The organism is Proteus genomosp. 4 str. ATCC 51469, assembly GCF_003144375.1.
GTDB lineage: Bacteria > Pseudomonadota > Gammaproteobacteria > Enterobacterales > Enterobacteriaceae > Proteus.
This window is the reverse complement of the sequence record NZ_PENV01000013.1, coordinates 145,485-170,782: the sequence shown is the minus strand read 5'-3', so window position 1 is coordinate 170,782 and position 25,298 is coordinate 145,485. Positions and strand designations below refer to the sequence as shown.

Here is a 25,298-nt window from a genome sequence, read left to right as displayed (position 1 = left end):
AGAAGCTCGGCTTAAATCCGATTTTTTCGAAGCTGTGGTTAAAGTCATGGATAGAGACTTTGGAGTTCGTTTGTCAAAAAAGCGCAAAGCCGAGTTATTAAAGAAAAAACGGTTAAAAAACTCACCGTAACAATTGCTTGCCGTTTTATGCAGATCAGCCGACAGGCTTATTAAAAGAGACTGTATAGAACTGAGGAACGAAAGAAAGCCGATTCGGCCATTATTGACGTTGTTAAATCTGAACGAGTCTTACAACCTCGACTGGGTGGGCGTAAATTACATTTTATTTTAAAGCAAAAACAGATGGTTATTGGTCGTGATCGGCTATTTTCTTTATTGAAGGAACATCAGTTACTGGTGCCTAATAAACGGGCTTATCATCGAACAACCTTAAGCCATCATCGTTTTTATCGGCATCCAAATTTAATTATATTCAATGCTCTATGACTGATGGGTATGATTGTTATCAAAATGCCTTAGCAGAACGAATTAATGGAATATTAAAAATGGAGTATCTACTGATAAAACCGAGTAATCTGGAACAAGCAAGAAAATTAGTAGAAGAATCAATTCAACTCTATAATGAAAAACGGCCACACTTATCGTTAAACTATAAAACGCCCGATGAAGTACATCGAGCGTTTTATGCCTGAAAAGTTGTCAACCTATATCAGGACTAGTCAATAGAACCGACTCCACCTCCGCCAGATTGGGTGACTTTTGAAATCAAAACAGTGATGAAAGAGAAATTTGGTGCTAATTCAACGCCCACAGGAGGAAAAGCTAGTGATTTCCAAGAAGACTATATAGGTAATATAAATAAACATTCTGTATTAGCTAAGCAATCTTTTTATAAAGGAGGTAATGAATATAGTTTAGGAAAAAAAGAAAGGGAAATTTTATTAAATATACTTGAATCCTGTGAAGAGAAAAATTTAGTTGGATTTAAATTAACAGTAGGTATAGATAATAAATTTAATGTTTCTAATAACAATAAATATAATCAATTTTATATAATAGAGAATCTTAAAAATGACTAGACTCAATAAAGTTTTAAAATACATTGAAAAAGAAGTAGTTAATAAAACAATTAGAGATGTCTCTGATATTGAAGAGTTAATTAATGAAGAGATTATTGAGAATGTTTTGAAACTGCAAAATGATAATAGTTCTCACAAGGATAAACATATAAGATATATGACAATTTTAAAAATTGAATCCAGTTCTATTTCTATTATATATATATCAAATATATAAAAACACAAATAAAGTACCATATTCTTTTGAGCGATTTTTTTATCATAAAAATATATGTTTTATTTTTGATTATTTTAATTGTTTTAATAGAAAAAGAAATTTTTTAAATCTTGCAGAACAAGGTGAAATCTTATTAATGAATTTTGCTTGTAATTATTTTAAGTCTAGCCAACTTTGTTACGATAGAATAATAGAAAATATTCAGTCAGGTAAAATGGCAAACTCACTTCCTATGTATACGCGACCTCAAAAATTAGGCGTATTAGCGATTGAAATGTTAGCCAGTGAAAAAAAGGAAACTATTGATTGGGAAAGTGCGGGCATTCCGATTGATCCTTTTTATCAACGCTTTTGCCAAGAAGCGCTCTATTGTGAAAATGATGAAATTCTAATCCCGTGGTTAATGGAATTATGCGATAAGCATATTCAGTGGTCAGCATTATTTGGTGATTATGTTAATGAAAAAAGCACAACAGGTTATGAAATTGATATGGAAATACTCATTGCTTGGCCTTTTGAATATCAAGCCGTGAAAAATTTTCGTGCTCGTCATGGCTTAAGTACCCCCATAATCGATCATCCATTATTAAAAACACCGATGGCTATTGATCATCGACCTGATATGGTGGGTTGGTTAGAGACTATGCCTGAAATTTATCATCAAATTACAGATGATTTAATTAAAATAAACCCAGAGCTAAAAGTCATTCATACATTATTTTAGTCTTGATTAAAATTAAACTAAGGCTTTTGTTATAAAATGATACTGACAGCAAAAAGCAAACAGATAATTAAGGATAATATTCTTCAGGAATTCTATATGGAAGCAATAGAATTCCTTGAAGATGAGCATAAATTAGTGTTGGATTATTATAATATTAAACAAAAAGCACTATTAGAAATTTTGAAAAAAAATTATCACTATTTTGATAAACAACATCGTACAAGCCAATACTTATGCGTTTTTCAAACTATATTAATGATTTATTTTGGTCAGTTTTATAAAAAAACTTTTTTTCATAAAGAATTAGAAATAAATATGAATAACGTTATTGTTCATAGAAATAAAGAAAGTCAATCTTGGTTACAAGAAAAAATAAACCTTAAAAAAGATTTCATAGCAAAAGAAAATACTGATTATTTTATTGAGGATGTTAAAAACAGTTACTTTTATATCAGTACCGGACAATCAACATTAGAGAAAGAGATTGATAAATTTATTTTTAAAGATCCTCTTTGTCGATTTAAAGAACTGCAAAAGGAAAAAAAACTATTTATTAATAATGCTATTAAAAATATTCAACCTTTATCTATAAATAAAAGTGCTATTACTTATCTATGTATAGTAGCTCAATATATTGATGAGTTAGGTTGTTTTCAAGATATATTACGGCCAAAGTGGTATGGAAAATTAGATTTTCCAGAACTTATTCCTTGGCAGTTTGGAATAAACTCAGGGAATTAATTAATAATAAAGAGAAAGTAAAAAATGCGTAGCACAATCCAAGGACGAAAGATCATCTTAAAAAATGACACTACCAATACAAAAGGAACCGTATTAAGCGGTTCTTTATTAGCGAAACAACTTTATGAAATAGCTTGCCTTGATGATGAAGTCTATTGCCCCGCTTGTCAGAAAAAAGGCAAAATTGTTGAAGGCGATACGATGATGAAAATAAACAATACTCCCGTCGCGTTAGAGGGGCATAAAGTGCAATGCGACTGTTTAAAAGGTTATGTATTAGTGGCAGTGGAGTGATCCATTTTTAATTAGGCGGAAGCTTCCGCCTAATATTCGCATCTCTATTTTTATCGATATCTAAAACTGAAATATTATTAAGTACAAAAACTATTTTTTATCGCTTGCAAAGAGTTTTGGGATCTCACGCAGACACCACGATTTAGCTTCGCCCATGCTGTCTCTGCGCCATGCCATAATAATATTATTTTCATGGTGATATTCAGGGCCAACAACACGTAAACGCCCTTCTTTAATATCATCTTCAATTAAATCAATCGGCATTGTCGCCACACCTAAACCTGCAATTAATGCTCGGCGTTTATCTTCAATAGAACTGACCGTCAAACGGCGCTGTTTATCTAACAGCAATACTGTCAATACAGGGCGCTCTCTTGCTGTATCTGCAATCGCGATACCCCGATATTTTAAGCGAGTTTCTTCTGCTAATGGCTCTGGTTCGTTATGAATTGGGTGATCTGGGCTGGCAACGTAAACACTGGTGGTATTGTATAAAGGGCGAAAATTAATTTCAGACGAGGTACGAAAATGCATATCCGGTGAAATTACAATATCACATTTACCGCTTTCTAAGCTTTCCCAAGCGCCCGCTAAGACTTCGGTTACTAAAGAGAGTTGGGTATTGGATTTTTCAGCTAATTTATCGACCAAAGGAAAAAGCCGAGATGCTGGAGTAAGCGCTTCACAAACAATAGTGATATGTGGCTCCCAACCTCTTGCTAAGGCTTCTGCATCTGACGTTAATTTATCAGCAGCCTCAAGTAATATGCGCCCTCTATCAAGTAGCATTCTGCCAACATTGGTAAATTTAGTTCTATGACCAGAACGGTCAAAAAGGACAACATCTAAATCTTCTTCTAATTTTTGCATGGTATAACTGAGTGCCGATGGAACTCGATTTAGTTCATCAGCCGCAGCTGCAAAACTCCCTCTACGATCAATGGCATCCATGACTCGTAAAGATTCCAACGTAATTGCTTTGTCTTTACTCATTATACTTATCTCTATCAAATAATTTGATTATAGGCACCAGATTAACTTGCTAACAATAGACAGTCCATACCTCTATGATAAATATATTGATAATCTACTCGAAAAATACCGCCATGATAAAATACAGAACAGCACAACAGTGTGGTAAAGCGGATTATGGTTGGCTACAAGCTCGCTACACATTTTCCTTTGGCCACTATTTTGACCCTCATTTTTTAGACTATGGCACGCTAAGAGTTCTTAACCAAGAAGTGCTTGCTCCAAATTCAGAATTTAAAGCAAAAACCTATCCTCATGTGGATGTGGTTAATCTTATTCTTCAAGGGGAAGCGACATACCTTGATAATATGGGACGGACAGTCACAGCAAAAGAAAACGAGTGCTTACTTATTTCACCTCATAATACAGAAACCTATATTGAGAAAAATAGCAGTCCAGATACGCCATTAACCCGTATCCAGTTGTGGCTAAATGCTTGTCCACAACAAGAAAGTGTAGCCTCACAAAAATTGGTATTAGATGAAAATTTAAAATATCAATTATTAGCCTCACCTACGGGTGATGACGGCTCGTTAATGTTAAGGCAAACTATTTGGCTTTATCATATTCATTTGCAAGCAGGTGATGAAATTACACTGCCAATAAAAGGACAAAAAGGGTTTTTACAATCCATAAAAGGTGGCACCTATTTGCAAACATCAACACAAGAAAATGGGCAAATTCAGTGTGGTGATGGGGCTTTTATTCAAGATAGCCATAGTATTACATTGAAAAGTTCGGCTGAGTTTCGTGGCTTGTTTATTGATATTATCTCGTGATAATCAATTTAGATGGGCTTAAAAACAGCAAACCCTCGAAACACAATGTGGATCGAGGGTTTTTTATGAGGTGAGTTGACCGTTAAGCCGGGTTCTGTCGTGGACAACCATTCATCTAGGCCAGAACTTGCGCGCTGGCTCCAGCAACCTACCCGGGTTCAATGCGGGCCGCACCATAAGAACCCCTATTTGGTCTTGCTCCGGGTGGAGTTTACCATGCCACAAACTGTTACCAGTTGCGCGGTGCGCTCTTACCGCACCCTTTCACCCTTACCTGATCCTGTAAACAGGCCATCGGCGGTTTACTCTCTGCTGCACTTGTCGTAGGCTCGCGCCTCCCAGACGTTATCTGGCACCCTGCCCTGTGGAGCCCGGACTTTCCTCCCCTCTATCCGTCTCCCCCGAAGGGACAACGATAAAGCAGCGGTTGTCTAGTCAACTCAGGGTGCGGATTATAGGGATTCTGATAGAAAATGTATAGCAAAAGAAGCTAAAAAATCACTTTACTCATCTTGAGCTTCATCATTTTGCTCAATAACGTGTTTATAAAGTGCATTTTTCTTCACGCCATAAATCTCAGCTGTCACAGCAGCTGCTTTTTTCAGAGGTAATTCTTTTTGTAAAATCGCAAGTGTTCGTAACACTTCGGGGGAAAAATCATTATCAACGGGTTTTTCATAACCCTCAACAATGAGAACCATCTCACCTTTACGGCGATTCTCATCTTCAAGTACCCACTTGAGTAACTCACCCACAGGCATACCTTGAATAGTTTCCCACGTTTTTGTGAGCTCTCTCGCTAATACTACGTAGCGATCTTCACCCCAAACTGTCACCATATCAGCTAAACTATCTAACAGCCGATGTGTTGATTCATAAAAAATCAATGTACGAGGCTCTTCTGATAATTCACGTAGGCAATCTTGACGACTTTTTGTTTTTGCTGGTAAAAAACCTTCATAACAAAAACGATCAGAAGGAAGCCCTGCGGCAGAAAGTGCCGTAATAGCAGCACAAGCGCCAGGCAGTGGCACCACATTTATGCCATTTTTACGACATTGATTGACTAAATGATAGCCAGGATCGTTAATTAATGGTGTACCTGCATCAGAGACTAATGCGATACTTAGCCCCTGTTGTAATTTGCTAATTAATTGATCTGCTTTTTGCTGTTCATTATGATCATGTAACGCATACAAACGTGCGTTAATGGCAAAGTGCTGTAATAGAAGCCCTGTATGACGGGTATCTTCTGCAGCAATTAAATCGACATGAGACAGCACATCAAGTGCCCGCTGGGTGATATCGCCCAGATTACCAATAGGTGTGGGTACTATGTACAGTGTGGATGTCGTTACCGCTGCTCGATTAGGTTGATTCATTGTTTATTCCGAATGACCGATTTAAAATTGAGCATAATTATAAAACATCACTGGGTACAGTATGCTTTCCTCAATTTTTGTGCGTTTTAAAACAGGTTTATCCTATACTGCGATACTCTCTGCGCTGATTATGTCAGGTTGTACCCTGACGGGGCAACAAGAACAACCACTCACTCCCGCTGCAAAAGCAGAAATGGAGATGAAACAATTCCAAAAAGTAATTGATGATGCTCAAGGGCTGGCATCTTTAGATGTTATTAGAGCCTATATTGGGTTAGAAACATTAATTACCGATCCTGAGTTACATCAGAAAAATATTGATGATACATGGCTCATGCTGACCAAACTCACACCAGAACAACGCCGTGGTGTGGTTATCAAAGCAGATGAAAATACCCTGCAAGGTTGGTTAGATTTACTCAACACATATGAATACAATAAAGATGATGCTGATAAGTTATCAACTGCCGTGAGAGAATGGCAAACTCGCTATCCTCGTAACCCAGCAGCATTAACACTCCCTGTATCATTATTACGTCTTTCACAGCCTTCTGTTAGTGCAAGTAGCCAAATCGCATTATTGTTACCTTTAACAGGGCAAGCTAAAGTATTTGGAGAGGCCATTCGCCAAGGCTTCCTTGATGCGCAAAGTGGTTTACCACAACCTCAAGCAATGCCTGAACCAGAACCGCCTAAAAATGATGACAGCCTTGCTTCAATTTTAGAAGAATTAGGTATCAAAAATACTGAAACACCTACAACGGATACCGCACAAGAAACCACTGAAAAAACCGAAACAACTCAAGATAAAGAAAAAGAGAGTTCTGCATTTTCAGGTAACACTACACTGCGTTTAGATCCTGTTGCGCAAAATACACGCCAAGTGATTGTTTATGATACCAATAGTCAACCTATTGATGTCTTACTGAAAAAAGTACAACAAGATGGTGCTAACTTAATTGTCGGCCCACTGCTAAAACCAGAAGTAATGAAAACCATTGAACTTCAAAGTGGCTTACCGGTATTAGCATTAAATGAGTTAGATGCGATCCCTTCTGCAACGACAGTCTGTTTCTTCTCTCTTTCACCTGAAGATGAAACTCGTAATGCAGCACAACATTTACGTCAGCAACAAAAAGCAAACCCATTAATTATTGTTCCAGATAATAAATTTGGTCAAAGAATGGCACAAACTTTTGCTGATGAATGGCAACGTACAGGTGGTGGTACAGTTTTACAACAAACCTTTAGTTCTGTTGAAAGCTTAAAAGCATCGATTAATCGCGGTGTCGGTATTCGTATGATAGGAACACCTGTTTTACCAACAGAAAATGCACCTCTGCCATTAGACTCTCAATCTATTCCATCTGTAGGTGGTGCGATTGATTCGGTTTACATCATTGCTACCAGTGATGAATTGACTTTAATTAAACCAATGATCGATATGGCGATCAGTACCCAAAAGCGCCCACCAATTTATGTTAGTTCACGTAGCAACCAAGGTGGAACAGGCCCTGATTTCCGTATGGAAATGGATGGCATTCAATTTAGTGATATTCCATTGATGACTGGCGCTAATTTGCCGTTAATGCAAAAAGCATCCAGTAAATTTGCGAACGATTACTCATTAATGCGTCTTTATGCCATGGGAATTGATGCATGGTCATTAGCAAACAATTACAATGATCTGACAAAAGGCACATTACGTTTTAATGGTATTTCAGGCTCATTACGTGTTGAAGACAACTGTACTGTTTATAGACAACTTCCTTGGATGCAATTTAAACAAGGTAAAATTGAACCTGTTACACAATAATAGATACACTCCGTTATTATAAAAATAAGCCGCCTTTATGGCGGTTTGTTTTATGAGTAATGAAGGAAGAAAATCATGGATGATTTTTCTAAAAGCCCTTATTTTTTAGGGCTGTACTATGAACAAAAAGCGTTAAAATACTTACGCAAACAAGGATTAATATTTATTGCGCGTAATGTCCGATATCCCTGCGGAGAAATTGATCTTATTATGCAGGAAAACAAGACATGGGTATTTGTTGAGGTTCGCTTTAGATATAACACCTTATTTGGTGATGCGATAAGCTCCATTACCTACCCTAAACGGCGTCGTTTATGGCGTACAGCAAAGTGTTGGTTAGCACAGCGCCAAGAAAGTATCGAGACATCAGACTGTCGCTTTGATGTTTGTGCATTTAATCAACGCCAGTTAATATGGTTAAAAAACATTCTCGATTATACGGAATTTATTCGTTAAATTAGATTATATAGGTCTTAACGTGCTTGATAGAATCAAAGTCTGCTTTACAGAGAGTATCCAAACTCAAATTGCAGCAGCAGAAGCATTACCTGATGCCATTTCCAGAGCCGCCATGATGATGGTTCAATCGTTATTAAACGGCCATAAAATATTAAGCTGTGGAAACGGTAGCTCAGCAGCAACAGCACAGCGATTTGCCGCAAGCATGATCCATCGTTTTGAAACAGAACGTCCAAGCTTGCCTGCACTATCGTTAAATACAGATAGCGTGGTGATGACTGCAATTATGGGGAATCAGCAACACGATGAGATCTACGCTAAACAAGTGCGCGCATTAGGACAAGCTGGAGATGTACTACTTGCTATTTCGACACACGGTAACAGTCGAAGCATTATTAAAGCCGTTGAAGCCGCTGTAACACGAGATATGACCATTGTTGCATTAACAGGCTATGATGGCGGAGAGCTTGCAGGGTTATTAGGCCCTCAAGACGTTGAAATTCGTATTCCTTCTCAACGTACCGTCAGAATACAGGAAGTTCAGATGCTAACAGTCAATTGTCTCTGTGATTTAATTGATAATACATTATTCCCACATCAGGATGACTAAGGAGTTACTATGAAATTGCTTCCTCTCACCGCAGTGCTGTGCTCTGCACTTTTACTGCAAGGTTGCATCGGTGCCGCTGTTGTCGGTACGGCTGCAGTTGCAGGTAAAACCGCAACCGATCCTCGCTCATTAGGGCAACAAGTTGATGATGGTACATTGGAAGCGCGTGTTTCTGGTGCTCTAAATAAAAATGAACAGATCAAGAAAAGCAATTCACGTATTGTGGCGACTGCTTATCAAGGTAATATCTTATTAACAGGTCAAAGCCCTGATATGTCCGTTGCTGATACGGCAAAACAAGTCGCAAGTAAAGTTGAAGGCGTGAATAACGTCTATAACGAAGTCCGCCAAGGCGAACCAGTGACATTAGGCACTGCGTCATCAGATACATGGTTAACAACCAAAGTTCGCTCTCAAATTTTAGGCAGTGATTCAGTCAAATCATCGTCAGTAAAAGTGATCACTGAAAATGGTGAAGTGTTCTTATTTGGTATTTTAACTCGCCAAGAAGGGGCTGCGGTTGCGAAAATAGCCAGTGAAACCAAAGGGGTCGTTAAAGTAACCACCGCATTTACTTACCTTAATTAATCCCGCGTTTTGATATCGTTTTGTCTTATCCTGCCAGTATCGGTCTTGGTGAATAATAACCGATATTGGCAGTGTCTTATTTAACTAAAAGCAAATTACATTAAAATAGGCTGTTAGCGTCTTAACATCCCTTTATCGATGATAAAATCAATAATAGTTTCTAAGCCTACTTTTTCTTTTAAGTTGGTGAAAACATAGGGCTTTACAGGACGCATTCTAGCAGTATCAGCTTCCATCACTTCTAATGAGGCGCCAACATAAGGTGCCAGATCGATCTTATTGATCACCAGCAGATCAGAATGAGTAATACCTGGGCCACCTTTACGTGGAATTTTTTCCCCTTCCGCCACATCAATCACATAAATGGTTAAATCTGCAAGCTCTGGGCTAAAGGTAGCACTCAAGTTATCGCCACCACTCTCCACAAAAACGATATCAAGATTTTTGTGACGTATTGCCAATTCTTCAACAGCGGCAAGATTCATCGAAGCGTCTTCACGGATAGCAGTATGAGGACATCCCCCTGTTTCCACACCAATAATACGATCGGCATCTAATGCTTCAGCACGCGTTAAGATCTTAGCATCTTCTTGGGTATAAATATCGTTAGTAACAACCGCAATTTCATAGGTGTCACGCATTGCTTTACAAAGAACTTCTAACAGTGCTGTCTTGCCTGATCCAACAGGACCGCCAACACCGATACGCAGTGGTTGATTATATTCTTGCATATAGGTTTCTCATGAACGAAAAAGTCGAGTGTATTGTGTTTCATGACGACTACTGGCAATAATTTGTGCAGGTGTAAAACTCCCAATATCTTCAGTGGGCCAATGTGCGGATTGCTCAACAATCACAGGGATCTGTTCTGCTAATGTAAACAATATTTTCTGTCCCGCACTTTGCCCTAGAGGGATCAGTTTTACTCCTGACATCACCGTATTTTCAAGCCAACCCCAAGCGTAAGCACAACATAATTTTTCAGAGGAAATATTCCATTTCACAGCAGCTAACGCAAATGCCATCAGTTGTGTCTGTTTTACACAGGCTTGTAAGGTTTCATCTAACTCAATATCTAATTGAGGAAGTAAACGAGCGAAAGCAATACCTCGTTGGCGCTCTTCTTGTCGCAACTCTTTAGTTTCACGACTTGCGACAATAAAATCACACCAATGCTTCACTTCACTCATTTTGGCTTGTGCCAAATTTTCTTGTAATCGCCGTAAAATAGGGAGTTCTAACGTTGCTAAAGTGCCTGTCATTTGGGTACTTAGCCAAGCCGTTAACGTTTGAGGACAACAAACCCACCCCTTTTCAATTGCCCACTCTAACCCTTGAGAATAAGTAAACGATCCCACAGGTAAAGAAGGACTGACTAATTGATATAAGCGTAGATCTGCAAGCATCAATAGGCTCCCTTATTCAAATAATTAGTGATGATGATGGTGATCGTCATGAGAGTGATGATGATGCCCACCAGACGATCCACCATAAGCACCCGGCTCAGGTTGATATTTTTCCAAACCAACAACGACATTTGCCCCTAGGCCTTTAGCCATATCATCTAAAACATGATCGTGAAAATAGCGACACCAGCCAGCTTCAATTTGTAATGGAACATGACGATTACCTAAGTGATAACAAACCCGAGCTAATAACAGTGGATCTTCGCTATACACCGTAGAAACTTGCTCTTTTGCGGCTTCAATTGTGACTAGCGTATTATCTTCTGCCAGTAAAATATCGCCCTCTTTTAACACCGTACCACGGGGTAAAAATAGCCCAGCTTCTTGTCCATCACTTAATGTAACTTTTAAACGGCTTTTGGTTCTTTCATCCATCGTTAAGCACAGAGTAAGAGCCGGTTGTTCTGGTGTTGCTATTTCAAGTGCTTTTTGTTTATCAATAAGTTGAGTAAATCTTTTCATTCTCTACATTCTCGGTAAAACACTAATCAAAAGAGGAAATAGCGTTGTGCCATCGGTAATTGTGTCGCAGGTTCACACACTAATGGCACACCATCGGCTTTCACAATATAGGTTTGTGGATCTAGCTCAATATGTGGCACATAGCTATTGTGGATCATCGATGCTTTTGTCACGCTACGACAACCTTGGACACGACCAATTAAGCTCTTTAAGCCTAATTTTTCAGGTACACCTGCGTCGATCCCCGCTTTCGACATAAAGATCATCGACGTCTGATATTTCGCTTTACCTAAACAAGCATACATTGGGCGATAATGCACAGGCTGAGGCGTTGGAATAGCCGCATTAATATCCCCCATTGGTGCATAAGCCACCATGCCCCCTTTCATGATCAATGCGGGCTTCACACCAAAGAAAGCAGGCTCCCATAAAACCAGATCTGCTAATTTACCTTTCTCAATAGAGCCGACTTCGTGTGCAATACCATGTGCTAAAGCAGGATTGATAGTGTATTTCGCCACATAACGCTTAATGCGATGGTTATCACTTTCAGCGGTATCGCCTTCTAATGTGCCACGTTGTAATTTCATTTTGTGCGCACATTGCCAAGTACGAAGAATAACTTCACCTACACGCCCCATTGCCTGTGAGTCTGACGACATAACAGAAATAGCACCCATATCATGTAAAATATCTTCCGCAGCAATAGTTTCACGACGAATACGAGATTCAGCAAAGGCCACATCTTCAGGAATAGAAGGATCAAGGTGATGGCAAACCATCAACATGTCGAGATGTTCATCTACCGTATTAATGGTATAAGGCATTGTTGGATTTGTTGAAGCAGGTAAAATATTCGGCTCACCCACTGATTTAATCACATCTGGTGCGTGTCCCCCCCCTGCACCTTCTGTGTGGAAAACATGGATCACACGACCTGCTATCGCTTTTACAGTTTCTTCATAAAAACCACCTTCATTTAAGGTGTCAGAGTGAATAGCAACTTGCACATCCATTTCATCGGCAACATTAAGGCAATTGTGAATTGCCATTGGCGTTGCACCCCAGTCTTCATGAATTTTTAGACCAATAGCACCCGCTTCAATCTGCTCACGAACTGCTTGCGGTTTACTCACACAGCCTTTACCAAATAACCCCACATTAATAGGCAATTCATCAACGGCTTCTAGCATGCGGTGCATGTTCCAAATACCTGGCGTTACTGTAGTTGCATTCGTTCCAGCAACTGGCCCTGTACCACCACCAATAAAAGTAGTCACACCAGAAACTAAACCTTCTTGTGCTTGTTGAGGACAGATAAAGTGAATATGGGTATCAACACCACCAGCGGTAACAATTTTACCTTCACCCGCAACCACTTCTGTGGCTGGCCCTACAACAATATCCACATTAGGTTGTACATCCGGATTACCCGCTTTACCGATACCTACAATACGGCCATCTTTAATACCGATATCCGCTTTTACGATACCCCAATGATCTAAAATTATGGCGTTAGTGATAAGCACATCAACACACTCGGCGTTGACAACTTGGCTTTGCCCCATGCCATCACGAATAACTTTACCACCACCAAATTTAACCTCTTCACCATAAGTGGTGAAATCTTTTTCAATTTCAAGAAAAAGCTCTGTATCGGCTAATCGCAGACGATCGCCTGTTGTTGGGCCAAACATATCTGCATAAGCTTGACGTGAGATAGTTTTCATTTTTTCTCACTCTCCAATTTACCCATCACTTTGCCATGAAAACCATAAATTTCACGTTTTCCTGCAAAAGCCACTAATTCAACTGTACGGCTTTGACCAGGTTCAAAACGAACCGCCATACCTGCTGGAATATTTAAACGAAAACCCAATGTGCCTTCTCGCTCAAATTTCAACGCATCATTTACTTCATAGAAATGATAATGAGAACCCACCTGTACAGGTCTATCACCATGATTAGCAACTTGTATTGTTTTTGTCTCTCGGCCAGCATTAAGCTCAATATCGCCTAACGTTTGGTTAACTCTAATTTCACCGGGTATCATGTTGTTACCTACACAATAGGATCATGAATAGAAACAAGTTTTGTACCATCAGGGAATGTACACTCTACTTGAATGTCTTTTATCATTTCTGGTACCCCTTCCATCACCTGCTCTGCCGTTAAAACAGTGCGTCCTTCACTCATTAACTGGGCAACGGTTTTGCCATCACGAGCACCTTCCATAATGGCACAACTAATCAATGCAACCGCTTCAGGATAATTAAGCTTCAGCCCTCTTGCTAAACGTCTTTCAGCAACAAGGCCCGCTGTAAAAAGCAGTAATTTATCTTTTTCTCTTGGTGTTAATTCCATTTCTGCTCCTAAAATTAACGATTATGTCGCCCATATACGAGGCGGCTCAGGACAATACCCTAACCAGTGTTGTCTGACGGTTTGCCAAACTTGAGCAAAACACGCCATCATCGGCTCTGTTTGTGAACCTAATAACCGTAAAACTAAAATACCGTCTACATCGGTTAAACCATATTCGATAACAGGGTTGTAAGAGGCTGAAAAAGCCTCAACACATTGTTGAATAAGATTTTTTAATTCATCAGATGTAGGATAAATATAAAGCGAACCCAACATGGGAAATTCACGCATTGCGGCCGCTTTATTTTGTAAACCATTAACAAAAAGCGATTCTGTTAATGTCAGCTTTTCATCAATATAAAAATTAAAACGTCCTTTAACACTGCCATTTTCGAACCATTCATTTAAAACTGGGCGGCCAAAACATTGAATTTCCCAACCTATAAATTTGGCAGTCGATGCAACATGAATATGCGTTTCTAGATGTGCTCGCGCCTCAGGAAAAAAGATATTCTCCTGAGGAAGCCACTCTAAAAATCCATTCGGGGCGACCTTTAATGTTTGAATTTGATGAGCCACGCCCCCCGCACTACGATAAAACTTGGTTGCACCAGGCGTGGTAAGCAATGCATGAGCTTCAGATTGAACATCAATATTGATCAATAACTTATCACCACCAACTACCCCACCTGGAGGATGGAGTAAATAAGTGTGTGCAATACCTTGCTCAGGATAAAAAGGACGCTGAACCATTAGTGGACCGACATGGCGTTTTTCTGTAAGACGCGTCATTCCGCGTTTTACTTCATAACGTAAAACGATTTCAGCAAGCCAACCCTTCCCTGAAAAGTCAGACATACTCACTCCTGCCAACTCGGCAAAATTATCAATAAATCAGGAAAATACGTGAATACATACAGCGCTATCCATAAGATTGTGTCATTCAAAATCAAATAGAAAATAAGCTAATGAATGTTGGATAGGGTGTGGGTAAAAAGACAAACTGTGATACCCTAAGAACAGGATAATCCCTTTCGTCTGTGACGCGCGATTCTACACCTTATTTCGAAAAATGCGTTTTAAATAAATAGCAATTTATTTAGAAAAAATAACACTGATTAAAATAAATGTAGAAAATGAGCGTATATCTATATTGTCATCTTTCATCAACGGGATTATATTCTGTGCGACTGTCATGCAGTTTCGCATGATGGCACTCATTCTTAACTAGAATAATCTCTCTATTTATTCTAGATGTAACTTATTCGTTTATACAATAAATGAGTTCACATTAAACATTTAAGCAACATTGATGCTTAGCTTGCCTGCGGTATATTGGAGATTATGGAATACAAACACATTCTGTCCTCTAACCAAATGTCTTTAAAAACGTTTTACATCGAAAACCCGATGATAGCGATGGTTAGTGGCGCAAAAGGTACAATTTGCATCAATGGACAAACTATTGATGTATCAACCCATTTAACTCTTATTATTCCCAAATATAGCCAAGTTTCCTGTGATATTGTTAATCAATTCACCCATAAATCGATTGAGCTACATACTCTCGTTTTATGCGAAACAGAGCTTCAATCTGTCTTTTCTTTATTAAAGCCTCTAATTAAATCAAGCTCTCCACTAACAAGCCACCTTCCGGCTTATCATTTATCCACACCAGAAGTGGTAAAAAGCAACTTTGGCATACTCAAACAGTGCTTACCGCTACCTCATGGTTCTCCCTCTCAAGAAACCATGTTTATGCAACAGTGTCTGTTTTTTATTTTGATGGCGGTATATCAAGAAGGCATCGATATATTAAATATCTTCCGATTTAATTATGATGAACCCAAAAATCAGGCAATTACGCATTTAATCACACAAGATCCACAACGAAAATGGCATTTAGAAGATGTGGCAAAAACGCTATTTACCACCCCATCAACACTGCGTCGTCATTTAAATAAAGAAGGGGTTTCATTTTGCCAATTATTATTAGATGTTCGAATGGGGATTGCCTTAAATTATCTAACATTCTCTAATTATTCTGTCTTTCAAATCAGCCATCGTTGTGGCTTTGGTAGTAATGCCTATTTTTGCGATGCTTTTAAACGTAAATACGGTATCACACCATCACAATTTCGAATTCAGTCTCGAGAGGCTAATGATCCTTCTGCGATAACGAAATTGTCAGAAAAAATTGCAGAGCCAGATAGAAAAATATTTCAAACGTTATAATGTTATGACAAATCATTTTTCTTTAAAAAAGTGATTCCACCTAATAATCGCATTTGATTTAAGATCCACTGTTGCCGTTTTAAGACATAAGCTGAAGGTTTATTGACGTGATAGATGTGGGGATTAGGTAAAACTGCAGCTAATAGCGCCGCTTCTTGTTGAGTTAGTTGTTTAGCAGGCTTTCTAAAATAATGTTGGGAGGCCTGTTCTACACCAAAGATCCCATCACCAAACTCAACAATATTTAGATATACCGTTAAAATACGTTTTTTTGACCAGATGAGTTCAACAACGGGCGTCATGCCTGCTTCAAGCCCTTTTCTTATCCAACTACGGCCATCCCATAAAAAAAGGTTTTTGACCGTTTGTTGAGAAATTGTCGATGCACCCCGCAATGTTTTCCCGCCGTTATGATTTTTTTTGAAAACTTTCTCAATAGCATCAAAATCAAAGCCCCAATGTTTGGGGAAATTTTGATCTTCAGAAGCAATAACCGCTAAATACATCGCTGGTGCTATCTCTTTTTCACCAACCCAAGTGGAATGAGACACATAAGAGAAATCAAACTCACTCCAAGCAGAAATTTGTCTTTGGATCATAACAGCAGAAAAAGGCACTGGTAAAAAAGAAAACAGCACAACTATTAACAGCCATAAAGCAATTAGAATAATTAATAGTTTCTTTAACTTTCTCACCAGTGTCATCTGCTGTTTTCACCTATACATTAAGCCATTTCAAGGACTTTCTTAACCAATTTCTCAATACCTATCTGTGCTTGAGCAATAGACTGTGCAAGCATATATGCAGGAGTGGTTACTACTCGATATTCTTCATCAACAACAATGTCATCAACAGGACAATCTATATGGACTCCTCCCATTTTTTCAATAGCACTGGCCGTTGCAACATCATTTCCGATTGTTAATTTAACTGGAGCATTTAACATTTTCGGTAACATAACGGGAGCAATACAGATTAACCCTAATGGTTTTTTCTGTTGATGCATAGCTTGGACAAATCTTAAGAGATCTTTGTTAATTTCACACTCACTCCCTTTAGTGGCAAAGTTGCATAAATTCTTCGCAGCACCAAAACCACCAGGAATAATGACTGCATCAAAGTTTTCAGCCTTTGCATCTGATAAAGGGGATATTTTCCCACGAGAAATACGTGAAGACTCTTCCATCATATTTCTTTTTTCTGATTTTTCTTCACCTGTAATATGATTAATTACAGTTGGTTGTAAATCATTAGGTGAAAAATAATGAACCTCAGCATTATTTTGGCTTAAAGCAAGCATTGTTAGCACTGATTCATGGATTTCGCTTCCATCAAACACACCACAGCCACTTAAAATTACCGCAATTGATTTCATATCTTTCTCCATTTGTAGTAGATTACTAGTTACCCATTTATAGGTGTAAACACCAATCGCCATCACATATTTAAATGTTTCTTGTAACAAAAAAACTTATCTTTGCTATTTTGTTGCTTGTATGATGTATGGAATAGTTTCATCCTATTCGCCTATGTAATGAGAATCAAAAAAAGCGGATAGAAAAGTTTCCCTGGTGTTGGCGCAGTATTCGCGCACCCCAACCTTCGGTTGGGGTTATTTTTTTCTAGCCCCTGACAACCAGTTTCTTAAACTTTCTACATCCTTTCTCCAATCCTTACCTAATTCATCTACCCACTCTTGCACATTGTCCCACCAAGCAGGTAATTCCGGTGATTGGATCTGTTTAGCGAGTTGCTGTAAATGTTTTAAACCAATAGAGCCTGCTGCACCTTTGATTTTATGTCCTTCCTCAGTGATGCCCTTCTGATCGCGCGCTGTCAGATTAGATTCGAGGACTGACATATAACTTGGCATCATCTTTTCAAAAACATCTAAACCATCTGTGATTAATTGAGGTCCGACAAGTTCGATGTATTGATTCAGCATGTCTATATCTAATAACTCTTCATTTTTATTCAACAATTCCGATGGCTCATTACATGGCACAGAAACCGCACCATCTCCCCAGAATTTGTTGATAATTGCAGTAAGAGCATCTACAGAAAGTGGTTTACTCAATACGTCGTTCATTCCCGCATCTAAATACTCTTTTTTATCTTTCAAAACATTTGCAGTTAACGCAATCAATGGCGGAAGTTCATTACTGTCGAATTCTTGACGTAATTTTCTTGAAATATCAAAGCCTGTCATATCAGGTAATTGAATGTCTAATAGCACTAAGTCATATTCATCAGGCTTAAACATCGATAAAGCTTCTTGCCCAGTCATTGCCACATCAACGGTATTACCTAATTTCTCTAAAACTGAACAGGCAACAATAACGTTAAGCTCAATATCTTCAACAAGTAGAATATTTAACGCTGGCAATAAGAACTCATCATCATTCTCAATATCAAGATGCTCTTCAATCGCAGGAGCAACGATAGAGAGCGTGAAGACAGATCCCTTACCTAACTCACTCTCTACATGAATATCACCGCCCATATGCTGTGCTAGGCGTTTTGAAACAGCAAGTCCAATCCCCGTTCCCGTTGCAGAGCGTCCGCCTTGGCTATCATTGACTTGATAGTACATGGCAAAAATCTTCTCAAGCTCACTTTTAGGGATACCGATGCCACTGTCTTTGACTTCAAAGAACAACTTATCAGGGGCTTCTTGCCAAATACGAACTTTGATTTCACCTTCTTGCGTAAATTTCACAGCATTACCAATGAGATTCCACAAGATCTGACGTAATCGAGTTCCGTCAGAAGTTATCTTATGCGGTAAGGTTTCTTCTGCTTCGAGTGTAAATTTCAATCCTTTGGGCTGTACTAACAATCCTGAAAGGTTTTCTAAATCAGAAATAAATTCAGTAAAATCGATTGGTTGGTTATCTAGTTGAATTTTTCTACGTTCAATCTTATCCATTTCAATCACGTCATTGAAAATATTACCCAACGTAATCGCACTCACATGGATCGTTTTTAAGTAATTGAGTTGCTCTGGTGAAAGTTCGGTATCCAATAAAATACGGCTTAACCCAACAATGCCATTAAGCGGTGTACGCAATTCATGGCTGATTGTTGAGATAAAGGTGGTTTTATCACGGCTAGCGTTCTCTAACGCGTCTTGATAGCGCTTACGCTCTGTAATGTCACGTCCAAAACCCATTAAACCATGACGCTTGCCAATACGGTCATAAAACGGCACTTTACGTAATTCAAAACAGGCTTTTCGCCCATCAGGGTAAACTAGCCACTGCTCATAGGTAAGTGAGACATTGTGACGGAAAACTTTCTCATCGGTTTCCATCACTTTTATCGCAATATCTTCGTCATACACATCAAGAGGTGTTAAACCGATAAGTTGCTTCTCACTTTTACCTGTCAGTAATTCTGTTGCGCGGTTACATCCTGAAAATTCATTATCTTCATTTCGGTAATAAACTAAGTCAGGAGAGGCATCAAGGAATGAACGTAGCAGTGAAGATTGTTGTTCCAGTTCTATTTGTGTCAACTCACGACGCTTCATTTCACTTTTGAGTTTTTCCAAAAGTTCAAGGTGCGCTTTTTCAACTTTTTCACGCTCTTGAATTTCCAAGTTTAATTGCTCAATATTCTCTTTTAATTGAGAATTAAGCTCTAAATCACGCTGTCGCATTACACCAAGTTTATCTACCATACGAGATAAACGACGTCGTGATTCTTCTAGTTGTTCAACGACAACTGAAAGAAAATAGACAGCCCAAGGCGTAATAATCAACCCAAAGAAAATAGAGCGAACAAGGTCAATACTGGTAACATCACCTGCAAGCAAGAATGTTACCGCCATTTGAACAACCATCGCTAAAACAACTAATGCGGAAGCTAACAACAATGAGAAGCGGATAAGCCCTAGCCTCATCATTAAGTCAACGTAGTATTGGGCAAGCCCTTTGAGCAATTTCATTGAAAACTCCAATATATTGAATCTATGGAATGATAACCCAAAAATGAATTGGCGCAGTGGCGAACATTCAGAAATCTAATTAAGAGAGGCTATTTTTCATTATTTTATTTGATTTAACTGTTTATTTTCTCTCAACGTGCCTATCCAAGATATATGCATTCATAAAAATAATACAAAACCAAGTAACATAAACGACAGAGATAGCAACGATAAATAGACCTTATTAGAAAAAATTCAATTTGTCTTTTTTTATACAAAATGTATAAAAACAATAAAATTCCAAAATCAATATATTCATTAGAATAACTCACTACCCGTTTTTATCATTAAAGGATGAGATAAAGCTAAATCGCTCAAATAAAGTGATATAGCTCACATTAAAAAATCACTCCCTTACTATTTTAAAATAGAATAATTTATTTATTAATCAATATTTTAAAATAAAAATTTCCTTATCTATTTTATCTCAGTCAAATATCCCTACACATTGACCTGATTTTTATTTATCGATAAGTTGAAAAGGCATTGCATAGCAATATAAAAAACACACCAAGCTAGGCAAACACAACATCACCCGACTGAGTACCCATAAATTTACCTACATACTTTGAGCCAAAACGTTCCTTTTGCGCTCTTTTTTGAGGTGCCCAGCAAACTAAGTAGGAAGCAAAAAATGCTCTATCAAAAGACACAGGAAAAAGACAATTGTGGGTTTGGATTGATCGCGCATATTGAAGGGCAAGCCAGCCATAAGATTGTCAGAAATGCCATACATGGTCTCGCCAGAATGCAACATCGTGGCGCTATTCTTTCTGATGGTAAAACCGGCGATGGTTGCGGATTACTCTTACAAAAACCAGAGCGTTTTTTCCAATTAGTTGCACAAGAAAAGGGCTGGCATTTAGCAAAAAATTACGCCGTAGGAATGCTATTTTTAAGCCAAGATCCCAATATTGCCACACAATGCCGTCTTATCGTCGAAGAAGAACTACAACGTGAAACACTTTCAATTGTTGGCTGGCGTAAAGTTCCTATCAACACAGATATTCTAGGCAGCATTGCTCTTTCTTCACTTCCTTTAATCGAACAAGTCTTTGTTAATGCTCCAGCAGGCTGGCGGATAAGTGATATTGAAAGACGACTCTTTGTTGCCCGTAGACGAATTGAAAAGCGTATCACTGACAGTGATTTTTATATTTGTAGCCTCTCCAATTTGGTGACGGTTTATAAAGGCCTTTGTATGGCCATCGATTTACCGCGTTTTTTTACTGATCTGGCTGATCTACGCATGGAATCTTCAATTTGTTTATTCCACCAGCGTTTTTCCACTAATACCACACCAAGATGGCCACTCGCCCAACCCTTTCGTTATTTAGCACATAATGGTGAAATTAATACCATCACAGGTAATCGCCAATGGGCCAGAGCCCGCGCCTATAAATTTCATACCCCGCTGATCCCTGATCTACAAAGTGCAGCTCCTTTTGTGAATGAAAGTGGCTCAGATTCAAGTTCACTCGACAATATGCTAGAGCTTTTTCTCAATGGAGGTATGGATATTGTTCGTGCTATGCGGTTACTCGTTCCTCCTGCGTGGCAAAACAATCCTCAAATGGATGATGATTTACGAGCATTTTTTGATTTTAACTCAATGCACATGGAGCCTTGGGATGGTCCTGCCGGTATTGTGTTATCAGACGGTCGTTATGCCGCTTGCACTCTTGATAGAAACGGTTTACGCCCAGCCCGCTATGTGATCACCACGGATAACATCATTACTTGTGCTTCTGAAATTGGTATTTGGGATTATCAACCTGATGAAGTGCGAGAAAAAGGACGTGTTGGCCCCGGTGAACTAATGGTAGTCGATACTCATCATGGCCGTATTTTACACTCAGCTGAAACCGATGAAGATTTAAAAAGGCGTCATCCTTATAAATTGTGGCTTGAACGTAACGTTAAACGTTTAACGCCATTTGAAGCACTACCAGAACAACAAGCAACTGGCCAACGCGCCTTTGATGACACATTATTAGCAACATATCAAAAACAATTTGCATATAGCCAAGAAGAGTTAGAAAACATTTTGCATGTACTTGCAGAAAACGGACAAGAAGCCACAGGTTCAATGGGTGATGACACGCCATTTGCTGTACTTTCTCAACGTCCACGCCTGATTTATGACTACTTTAGACAGAAATTTGCGCAAGTTACTAATCCACCAATAGACTCATTAAGAGAAGCCCATGTCATGTCTTTGGCAACATGTATTGGACGTGAAATGAATGTGTTTTGTGAAGCTGAAGGCCAAGCTCATCGACTCAGTTTTAAATCCCCTATTTTACTCTATAGCGATTTTCAACAACTTATTAATCAAGAAAGTCCTTATTACCGCGCAATTCATCTTGATACCACGTATCAACCAATAGGATCTAACCTAGAAACAGCCTTACACCAATTATGTGTAAAAGCACAACAAGAAGTTCGCAACGGTGCTGTTTTACTGATTTTATCAGATAGGAATATCGCAAAAGAGCGACTACCTATTCCTGCGCCTATGGCGGTTGGTGCAGTACAAAAAGCATTAGTAGATAATAACTTACGCTGTGATGCTAATATTATTGTCGAAACGGCCAGTGCCCGTGATCCACACCATTTCGCTGTATTACTCGGATTTGGTGCTACCGCGATCTACCCTTACCTTGCTTACGAATCTTTAGCTCAACGTGTTGATAAAAAAATCCTGCAAGGCTCTTATGCTCAAATGATGCTGAATTACCGTAATGGTATAAATAAAGGCCTGTATAAAATCATGTCTAAAATGGGCATTTCAACCGTTGCCTCTTACCGTTGCTCTCAGCTTTTTGAGGCGGTCGGATTAAACGATAACGTTGTTAATTTCTGTTTTGCGGGTGTTGATAATCGGATTAATGGCGCTGACTTTAGTGATTTTGAACAGGATTTATTTAATCTGTCTAAACGGGCTTGGTTAACTCGTTATCCTTTAGAAGCCGGAGGTTTATTAAAATACGCCCATAAAGGGGAATACCACGCTTATAACCCTGATGTCGTTCAAGCATTACAGAAAGCTGTAAATAGTGGGGAATATACCGACTATCAACACTATGCAAACCTTGTGCAACAACGCCCAATAACAACATTGCGCGATATGTTAGTGCTTAATAACAAGGCAACAGCCATCTCAATTGAAGAAGTCGAGCCTGAAACCGAATTATTTAAACGTTTTGATACTGCAGCGATGTCAATTGGCGCATTAAGCCGAGAAGCGCATGAAGCCCTTGCGCAAGCAATGAATACCTTAGGTGGTTTTTCGAATTCTGGAGAAGGTGGTGAAGATCCAATACGTTATGGCACCAATAAAGTATCACGGATCAAACAAATTGCTTCTGGCCGCTTTGGTGTGACTCCCTCTTATTTAATGAGTGCTGATGTTTTACAAATCAAAGTGGCACAAGGAGCAAAACCAGGTGAAGGCGGACAACTTCCTGGTGATAAAGTGACACCTTATATTGCGCAACTGCGTTATGCCGTACCTGGTGTGACCCTAATATCACCACCACCCCATCACGACATCTACTCAATTGAAGATTTAGCCCAGCTTATTTTTGATTTAAAACAGATAAATCCAACAGCGCTGATTTCTGTAAAATTGGTTTCAGAGCCAGGTGTTGGCACCATTGCTACTGGTGTTGCCAAAGCTTATGCCGATTTGATCACTATTGCAGGTTATGACGGTGGTACAGGAGCAAGCCCATTAACCTCTGTCAAATATGCTGGAAGCCCGTGGGAATTAGGTTTGGTTGAAACACAACAAGCGCTAGTGGCAAATAATCTACGTCATAAAATTCGTTTACAAGTCGATGGTGGATTAAAAACAGGTTTAGATATCATTAAAGCGGCGATCTTAGGCGCAGAGAGTTTTGGGTTTGGTACAGGCCCCATGGTGGCACTAGGCTGCAAATACTTGCGCATTTGTCATTTAAATAATTGCGCAATGGGTGTTGCAACCCAAGATGAAACACTCCGTCGTAACCATTATCACGGATTGCCTGAACGCGTTATTAACTACTTTCGTTTTATTGCGCAAGAAACTCGTGAGTTAATGGCATTACTTGGTGTGAGAAAAATCACGGATTTAATTGGTCGAACTGATCTGCTTTCATGCCTAGAAGGCGTTAGCAGTAAACAGCAAAAGCTTTCTTTAAGTGGATTGTTAGAAACCGTAACGCCACCATCAGGTTATGCGCTTTATTGTCAGGAAAACAATAATACTTATGATAAGGGCGAATTAAACCAGCGCATTGTTACTCAAACCCTTCAAGCCGTTGAGCAACAAAAAAGCCAAACCTATTATTTTAATATTCGTAATACTGATCGTTCTGTTGGTGCAACATTATCTGGCATTATTGCTAAGAAATATGGCGAAAGTGGCTTATCTACAACCCCGATTAAGCTTCATTTTACAGGAACAGCTGGCCAAAGTTTTGGTGTCTGGAATGCTCAAGGTATTGAATTAACCTTAGTGGGCGATGCCAATGATTATGTAGGAAAAGGCATGGCGGGGGGACGTATTGTTATTTCCCCCCCTGTTGGCTCTGCCTTTAAAAATCACCACGCCACGATTATGGGTAATACCTGTCTTTATGGTGCCACAGGTGGAAAGCTTTATGCATCCGGTTTAGCTGGTGAGCGTTTTGCTGTAAGAAACTCTGGGGCAATTGCCGTGGTTGAAGGTGTCGGTGATAACGGTTGTGAATATATGACAGGTGGCATTGTCTGCATTCTGGGCAAAACTGGTATTAACTTTGGTGCAGGAATGACGGGTGGATTTGCCTATCTGTTAGATGAAGATTCAACATTATCACAACGGATCAATGCCTCATCTATTGAGTTGCTTCCTGTAGCATCCTTTGCCATTCTCGCTGAACATTTACGAGGCATGATTGCAGAGCATGTAAGATTAACAAGTTCACAGCAAGGTGAAATGTTACTTTCACAGTGGGAATATTGGTCACAACACTTTAAATTAGTTAAACCCAAATCCAGTGATGTCAATGCGTTACTCGGTCATCCTCGTCGTTCATCCGCTGAATTACGCGTTCAGGCACAATAGGAGAAT

General features: G+C 39.0%; 24 protein-coding genes, 1 other RNA gene and 1 pseudogene. 13 read left to right on the top strand and 13 right to left on the bottom strand.

What is annotated here, in order from left to right:
* Nucleotides 1–431: 431 nt before the first annotated feature.
* The 6 genes and pseudogenes from DK866_RS20340 to DK866_RS13310 all read left to right on the top strand — a co-directional run.
* A pseudogene (locus tag DK866_RS20340) lies at nucleotides 432–653 on the top strand (integrase core domain-containing protein); the annotation flags it as partial.
* Nucleotides 654–713: 60 nt separating this feature from the next.
* On the top strand, nucleotides 714–1,040 hold the full coding sequence (locus tag DK866_RS13325; protein WP_244179703.1) for a hypothetical protein: 327 nt from the start codon (nucleotides 714–716) through the stop codon (nucleotides 1,038–1,040).
* On the top strand, nucleotides 1,033–1,257 hold the full coding sequence (locus DK866_RS20180; RefSeq protein WP_244179702.1) for a hypothetical protein: 225 nt from the start codon (nucleotides 1,033–1,035) through the stop codon (nucleotides 1,255–1,257). Before DK866_RS13325 ends, DK866_RS20180 begins: the two co-directional genes overlap by 8 nt.
* Nucleotides 1,258–1,393: 136 nt before the next feature.
* Nucleotides 1,394–1,981: a hypothetical protein gene (locus DK866_RS20175; RefSeq protein ID WP_244179701.1), complete on the top strand. Its 588-nt coding sequence runs from the start codon at nucleotides 1,394–1,396 to the stop codon at nucleotides 1,979–1,981.
* 96 nt (nucleotides 1,982–2,077) lie between these two features.
* On the top strand, nucleotides 2,078–2,722 hold the full coding sequence (locus DK866_RS13315) for a hypothetical protein (RefSeq protein ID WP_162557007.1): 645 nt from the start codon (nucleotides 2,078–2,080) through the stop codon (nucleotides 2,720–2,722).
* Nucleotides 2,723–2,746: 24 nt separating this feature from the next.
* Nucleotides 2,747–3,016, top strand: a complete 270-nt coding sequence (locus tag DK866_RS13310) for a PAAR domain-containing protein (RefSeq protein ID WP_109409291.1) — start codon at nucleotides 2,747–2,749, stop codon at nucleotides 3,014–3,016.
* A 90-nt stretch (nucleotides 3,017–3,106) separates the two neighbouring features.
* Here DK866_RS13310 and DK866_RS13305 read toward each other — a convergent pair whose 3' ends face one another.
* Nucleotides 3,107–4,009, bottom strand: a complete 903-nt coding sequence (locus tag DK866_RS13305) for a LysR family transcriptional regulator (protein ID WP_036933024.1) — start codon at nucleotides 4,007–4,009, stop codon at nucleotides 3,107–3,109.
* Nucleotides 4,010–4,122: 113 nt separating this feature from the next.
* Between DK866_RS13305 and DK866_RS13300 the strand changes: the two genes are divergently transcribed.
* Nucleotides 4,123–4,827 (top strand): pirin family protein, encoded by a 705-nt coding sequence (locus DK866_RS13300; RefSeq protein WP_109409290.1) that lies wholly within the window; start codon nucleotides 4,123–4,125, stop codon nucleotides 4,825–4,827.
* 67 nt (nucleotides 4,828–4,894) lie between these two features.
* Here the strand turns inward: DK866_RS13300 and rnpB are convergent.
* Nucleotides 4,895–5,270, bottom strand: an RNA gene (gene rnpB, locus DK866_RS13295) — RNase P RNA component class A.
* Between the two features lie 60 nt (nucleotides 5,271–5,330).
* The gene (rsmI, locus tag DK866_RS13290; protein WP_109409289.1) at nucleotides 5,331–6,209 is read right to left on the bottom strand and encodes a 16S rRNA (cytidine(1402)-2'-O)-methyltransferase; all 879 of its coding nucleotides are present in this window, start codon (nucleotides 6,207–6,209) and stop codon (nucleotides 5,331–5,333) included.
* Between the two features lie 61 nt (nucleotides 6,210–6,270).
* Here rsmI and DK866_RS13285 point away from each other — a divergent pair, with 61 nt between their 5' ends.
* The 4 genes from DK866_RS13285 (at nucleotide 6,271) to dolP (ending at nucleotide 9,682) form a co-directional block, all read left to right on the top strand.
* Complete coding sequence (locus DK866_RS13285) at nucleotides 6,271–8,025, top strand: penicillin-binding protein activator (protein WP_109409288.1); 1,755 nt, start codon at nucleotides 6,271–6,273, stop codon at nucleotides 8,023–8,025.
* A 75-nt stretch (nucleotides 8,026–8,100) separates the two neighbouring features.
* Complete coding sequence (locus DK866_RS13280; protein ID WP_109409287.1) at nucleotides 8,101–8,481, top strand: YraN family protein; 381 nt, start codon at nucleotides 8,101–8,103, stop codon at nucleotides 8,479–8,481.
* Between the two features lie 22 nt (nucleotides 8,482–8,503).
* Entirely contained in the window at nucleotides 8,504–9,094 is a 591-nt protein-coding gene (diaA, locus tag DK866_RS13275) for a DnaA initiator-associating protein DiaA (protein ID WP_004245257.1), read from the top strand.
* A gap of 9 nt (nucleotides 9,095–9,103) precedes the next feature.
* On the top strand, nucleotides 9,104–9,682 hold the full coding sequence (gene dolP, locus DK866_RS13270; protein WP_109409286.1) for a division/outer membrane stress-associated lipid-binding lipoprotein: 579 nt from the start codon (nucleotides 9,104–9,106) through the stop codon (nucleotides 9,680–9,682).
* 113 nt (nucleotides 9,683–9,795) lie between these two features.
* Here the strand turns inward: dolP and ureG are convergent, their stop codons facing one another.
* The 7 genes from ureG to DK866_RS13235 are packed head-to-tail and all read right to left on the bottom strand — an operon-like array spanning nucleotide 9,796 to nucleotide 14,832.
* Nucleotides 9,796–10,413 carry an urease accessory protein UreG gene (ureG, locus tag DK866_RS13265; protein ID WP_109409285.1) on the bottom strand — a complete coding sequence of 206 codons (618 nt, stop codon included), beginning with the start codon at nucleotides 10,411–10,413 and terminating at the stop codon, nucleotides 9,796–9,798.
* Between the two features lie 9 nt (nucleotides 10,414–10,422).
* Nucleotides 10,423–11,088 carry an urease accessory protein UreF gene (locus DK866_RS13260; protein ID WP_162557008.1) on the bottom strand — a complete coding sequence of 222 codons (666 nt, stop codon included), beginning with the start codon at nucleotides 11,086–11,088 and terminating at the stop codon, nucleotides 10,423–10,425.
* A 24-nt stretch (nucleotides 11,089–11,112) separates the two neighbouring features.
* Nucleotides 11,113–11,610 carry an urease accessory protein UreE gene (gene ureE, locus DK866_RS13255; RefSeq protein WP_109409283.1) on the bottom strand — a complete coding sequence of 166 codons (498 nt, stop codon included), beginning with the start codon at nucleotides 11,608–11,610 and terminating at the stop codon, nucleotides 11,113–11,115.
* A 26-nt stretch (nucleotides 11,611–11,636) separates the two neighbouring features.
* Nucleotides 11,637–13,340 carry an urease subunit alpha gene (gene ureC, locus DK866_RS13250; RefSeq protein ID WP_109409282.1) on the bottom strand — a complete coding sequence of 568 codons (1,704 nt, stop codon included), beginning with the start codon at nucleotides 13,338–13,340 and terminating at the stop codon, nucleotides 11,637–11,639.
* On the bottom strand, nucleotides 13,337–13,663 hold the full coding sequence (locus DK866_RS13245) for an urease subunit beta (protein ID WP_072069747.1): 327 nt from the start codon (nucleotides 13,661–13,663) through the stop codon (nucleotides 13,337–13,339). The genes ureC and DK866_RS13245 overlap by 4 nt, the downstream gene beginning before the upstream one ends.
* An 8-nt stretch (nucleotides 13,664–13,671) precedes the next feature.
* Nucleotides 13,672–13,974 (bottom strand): urease subunit gamma, encoded by a 303-nt coding sequence (locus DK866_RS13240; RefSeq protein ID WP_004908484.1) that lies wholly within the window; start codon nucleotides 13,972–13,974, stop codon nucleotides 13,672–13,674.
* 21 nt (nucleotides 13,975–13,995) lie between these two features.
* A complete protein-coding gene (locus DK866_RS13235; RefSeq protein WP_109409281.1) occupies nucleotides 13,996–14,832 on the bottom strand; it encodes an urease accessory protein UreD in 837 nt (278 codons plus the stop codon).
* 486 nt (nucleotides 14,833–15,318) lie between these two features.
* On the opposite strand from DK866_RS13235, the gene DK866_RS13230 reads away from it, so the two are divergent.
* Nucleotides 15,319–16,209, top strand: coding sequence for an AraC family transcriptional regulator (locus DK866_RS13230; RefSeq protein ID WP_109409280.1), 891 nt, complete (start codon nucleotides 15,319–15,321; stop codon nucleotides 16,207–16,209).
* A 2-nt stretch (nucleotides 16,210–16,211) separates the two neighbouring features.
* Here DK866_RS13230 and mtgA read toward each other — a convergent pair whose 3' ends face one another.
* From mtgA to arcB, 3 genes are all read right to left on the bottom strand, one after another.
* A complete protein-coding gene (gene mtgA, locus DK866_RS13225) occupies nucleotides 16,212–16,913 on the bottom strand; it encodes a monofunctional biosynthetic peptidoglycan transglycosylase (RefSeq protein WP_109409279.1) in 702 nt (233 codons plus the stop codon).
* Nucleotides 16,914–16,933: 20 nt separating this feature from the next.
* Nucleotides 16,934–17,584: an isoprenoid biosynthesis glyoxalase ElbB gene (gene elbB / locus DK866_RS13220; RefSeq protein WP_109409297.1), complete on the bottom strand. Its 651-nt coding sequence runs from the start codon at nucleotides 17,582–17,584 to the stop codon at nucleotides 16,934–16,936.
* Between the two features lie 237 nt (nucleotides 17,585–17,821).
* A complete protein-coding gene (gene arcB / locus DK866_RS13215) occupies nucleotides 17,822–20,158 on the bottom strand; it encodes an aerobic respiration two-component sensor histidine kinase ArcB (protein WP_109409278.1) in 2,337 nt (778 codons plus the stop codon).
* Nucleotides 20,159–20,831: 673 nt separating this feature from the next.
* Here arcB and gltB point away from each other — a divergent pair.
* Nucleotides 20,832–25,292 (top strand): glutamate synthase large subunit, encoded by a 4,461-nt coding sequence (gltB, locus tag DK866_RS13210; protein WP_109409277.1) that lies wholly within the window; start codon nucleotides 20,832–20,834, stop codon nucleotides 25,290–25,292.
* Nucleotides 25,293–25,298 lie beyond the last annotated feature (6 nt).

What these genes read in the sequence shown, in the direction of transcription:
- DK866_RS13280 (WP_109409287.1), top strand. Translation starts at nt 8,101, where the DNA reads ATGGATGATTTTTCTAAAAGCCCTTATTTTTTAGGGCTGTACTATGAA.
- DK866_RS13300 (WP_109409290.1), top strand. Translation starts at nt 4,123, where the DNA reads ATGATAAAATACAGAACAGCACAACAGTGTGGTAAAGCGGATTATGGT.
- mtgA (WP_109409279.1), bottom strand. Translation starts at nt 16,913, where the DNA reads ATGACACTGGTGAGAAAGTTAAAGAAACTATTAATTATTCTAATTGCT.
- dolP (WP_109409286.1), top strand. Translation starts at nt 9,104, where the DNA reads ATGAAATTGCTTCCTCTCACCGCAGTGCTGTGCTCTGCACTTTTACTG.
- DK866_RS13305 (WP_036933024.1), bottom strand. Translation starts at nt 4,009, where the DNA reads ATGAGTAAAGACAAAGCAATTACGTTGGAATCTTTACGAGTCATGGAT.
- DK866_RS13235 (WP_109409281.1), bottom strand. Translation starts at nt 14,832, where the DNA reads ATGTCTGACTTTTCAGGGAAGGGTTGGCTTGCTGAAATCGTTTTACGT.
- ureC (WP_109409282.1), bottom strand. Translation starts at nt 13,340, where the DNA reads ATGAAAACTATCTCACGTCAAGCTTATGCAGATATGTTTGGCCCAACA.
- DK866_RS13245 (WP_072069747.1), bottom strand. Translation starts at nt 13,663, where the DNA reads ATGATACCCGGTGAAATTAGAGTTAACCAAACGTTAGGCGATATTGAG.
- rsmI (WP_109409289.1), bottom strand. Translation starts at nt 6,209, where the DNA reads ATGAATCAACCTAATCGAGCAGCGGTAACGACATCCACACTGTACATA.
- DK866_RS13240 (WP_004908484.1), bottom strand. Translation starts at nt 13,974, where the DNA reads ATGGAATTAACACCAAGAGAAAAAGATAAATTACTGCTTTTTACAGCG.
- ureG (WP_109409285.1), bottom strand. Translation starts at nt 10,413, where the DNA reads ATGCAAGAATATAATCAACCACTGCGTATCGGTGTTGGCGGTCCTGTT.
- elbB (WP_109409297.1), bottom strand. Translation starts at nt 17,584, where the DNA reads ATGAAATCAATTGCGGTAATTTTAAGTGGCTGTGGTGTGTTTGATGGA.
- DK866_RS13310 (WP_109409291.1), top strand. Translation starts at nt 2,747, where the DNA reads ATGCGTAGCACAATCCAAGGACGAAAGATCATCTTAAAAAATGACACT.
- DK866_RS13285 (WP_109409288.1), top strand. Translation starts at nt 6,271, where the DNA reads ATGCTTTCCTCAATTTTTGTGCGTTTTAAAACAGGTTTATCCTATACT.
- DK866_RS13315 (WP_162557007.1), top strand. Translation starts at nt 2,078, where the DNA reads ATGGAAGCAATAGAATTCCTTGAAGATGAGCATAAATTAGTGTTGGAT.
- DK866_RS13260 (WP_162557008.1), bottom strand. Translation starts at nt 11,088, where the DNA reads ATGCTTGCAGATCTACGCTTATATCAATTAGTCAGTCCTTCTTTACCT.
- arcB (WP_109409278.1), bottom strand. Translation starts at nt 20,158, where the DNA reads ATGAAATTGCTCAAAGGGCTTGCCCAATACTACGTTGACTTAATGATG.
- DK866_RS13230 (WP_109409280.1), top strand. Translation starts at nt 15,319, where the DNA reads ATGGAATACAAACACATTCTGTCCTCTAACCAAATGTCTTTAAAAACG.
- ureE (WP_109409283.1), bottom strand. Translation starts at nt 11,610, where the DNA reads ATGAAAAGATTTACTCAACTTATTGATAAACAAAAAGCACTTGAAATA.
- gltB (WP_109409277.1), top strand. Translation starts at nt 20,832, where the DNA reads ATGCTCTATCAAAAGACACAGGAAAAAGACAATTGTGGGTTTGGATTG.
- DK866_RS20175 (WP_244179701.1), top strand. Translation starts at nt 1,394, where the DNA reads ATGAATTTTGCTTGTAATTATTTTAAGTCTAGCCAACTTTGTTACGAT.
- DK866_RS20180 (WP_244179702.1), top strand. Translation starts at nt 1,033, where the DNA reads ATGACTAGACTCAATAAAGTTTTAAAATACATTGAAAAAGAAGTAGTT.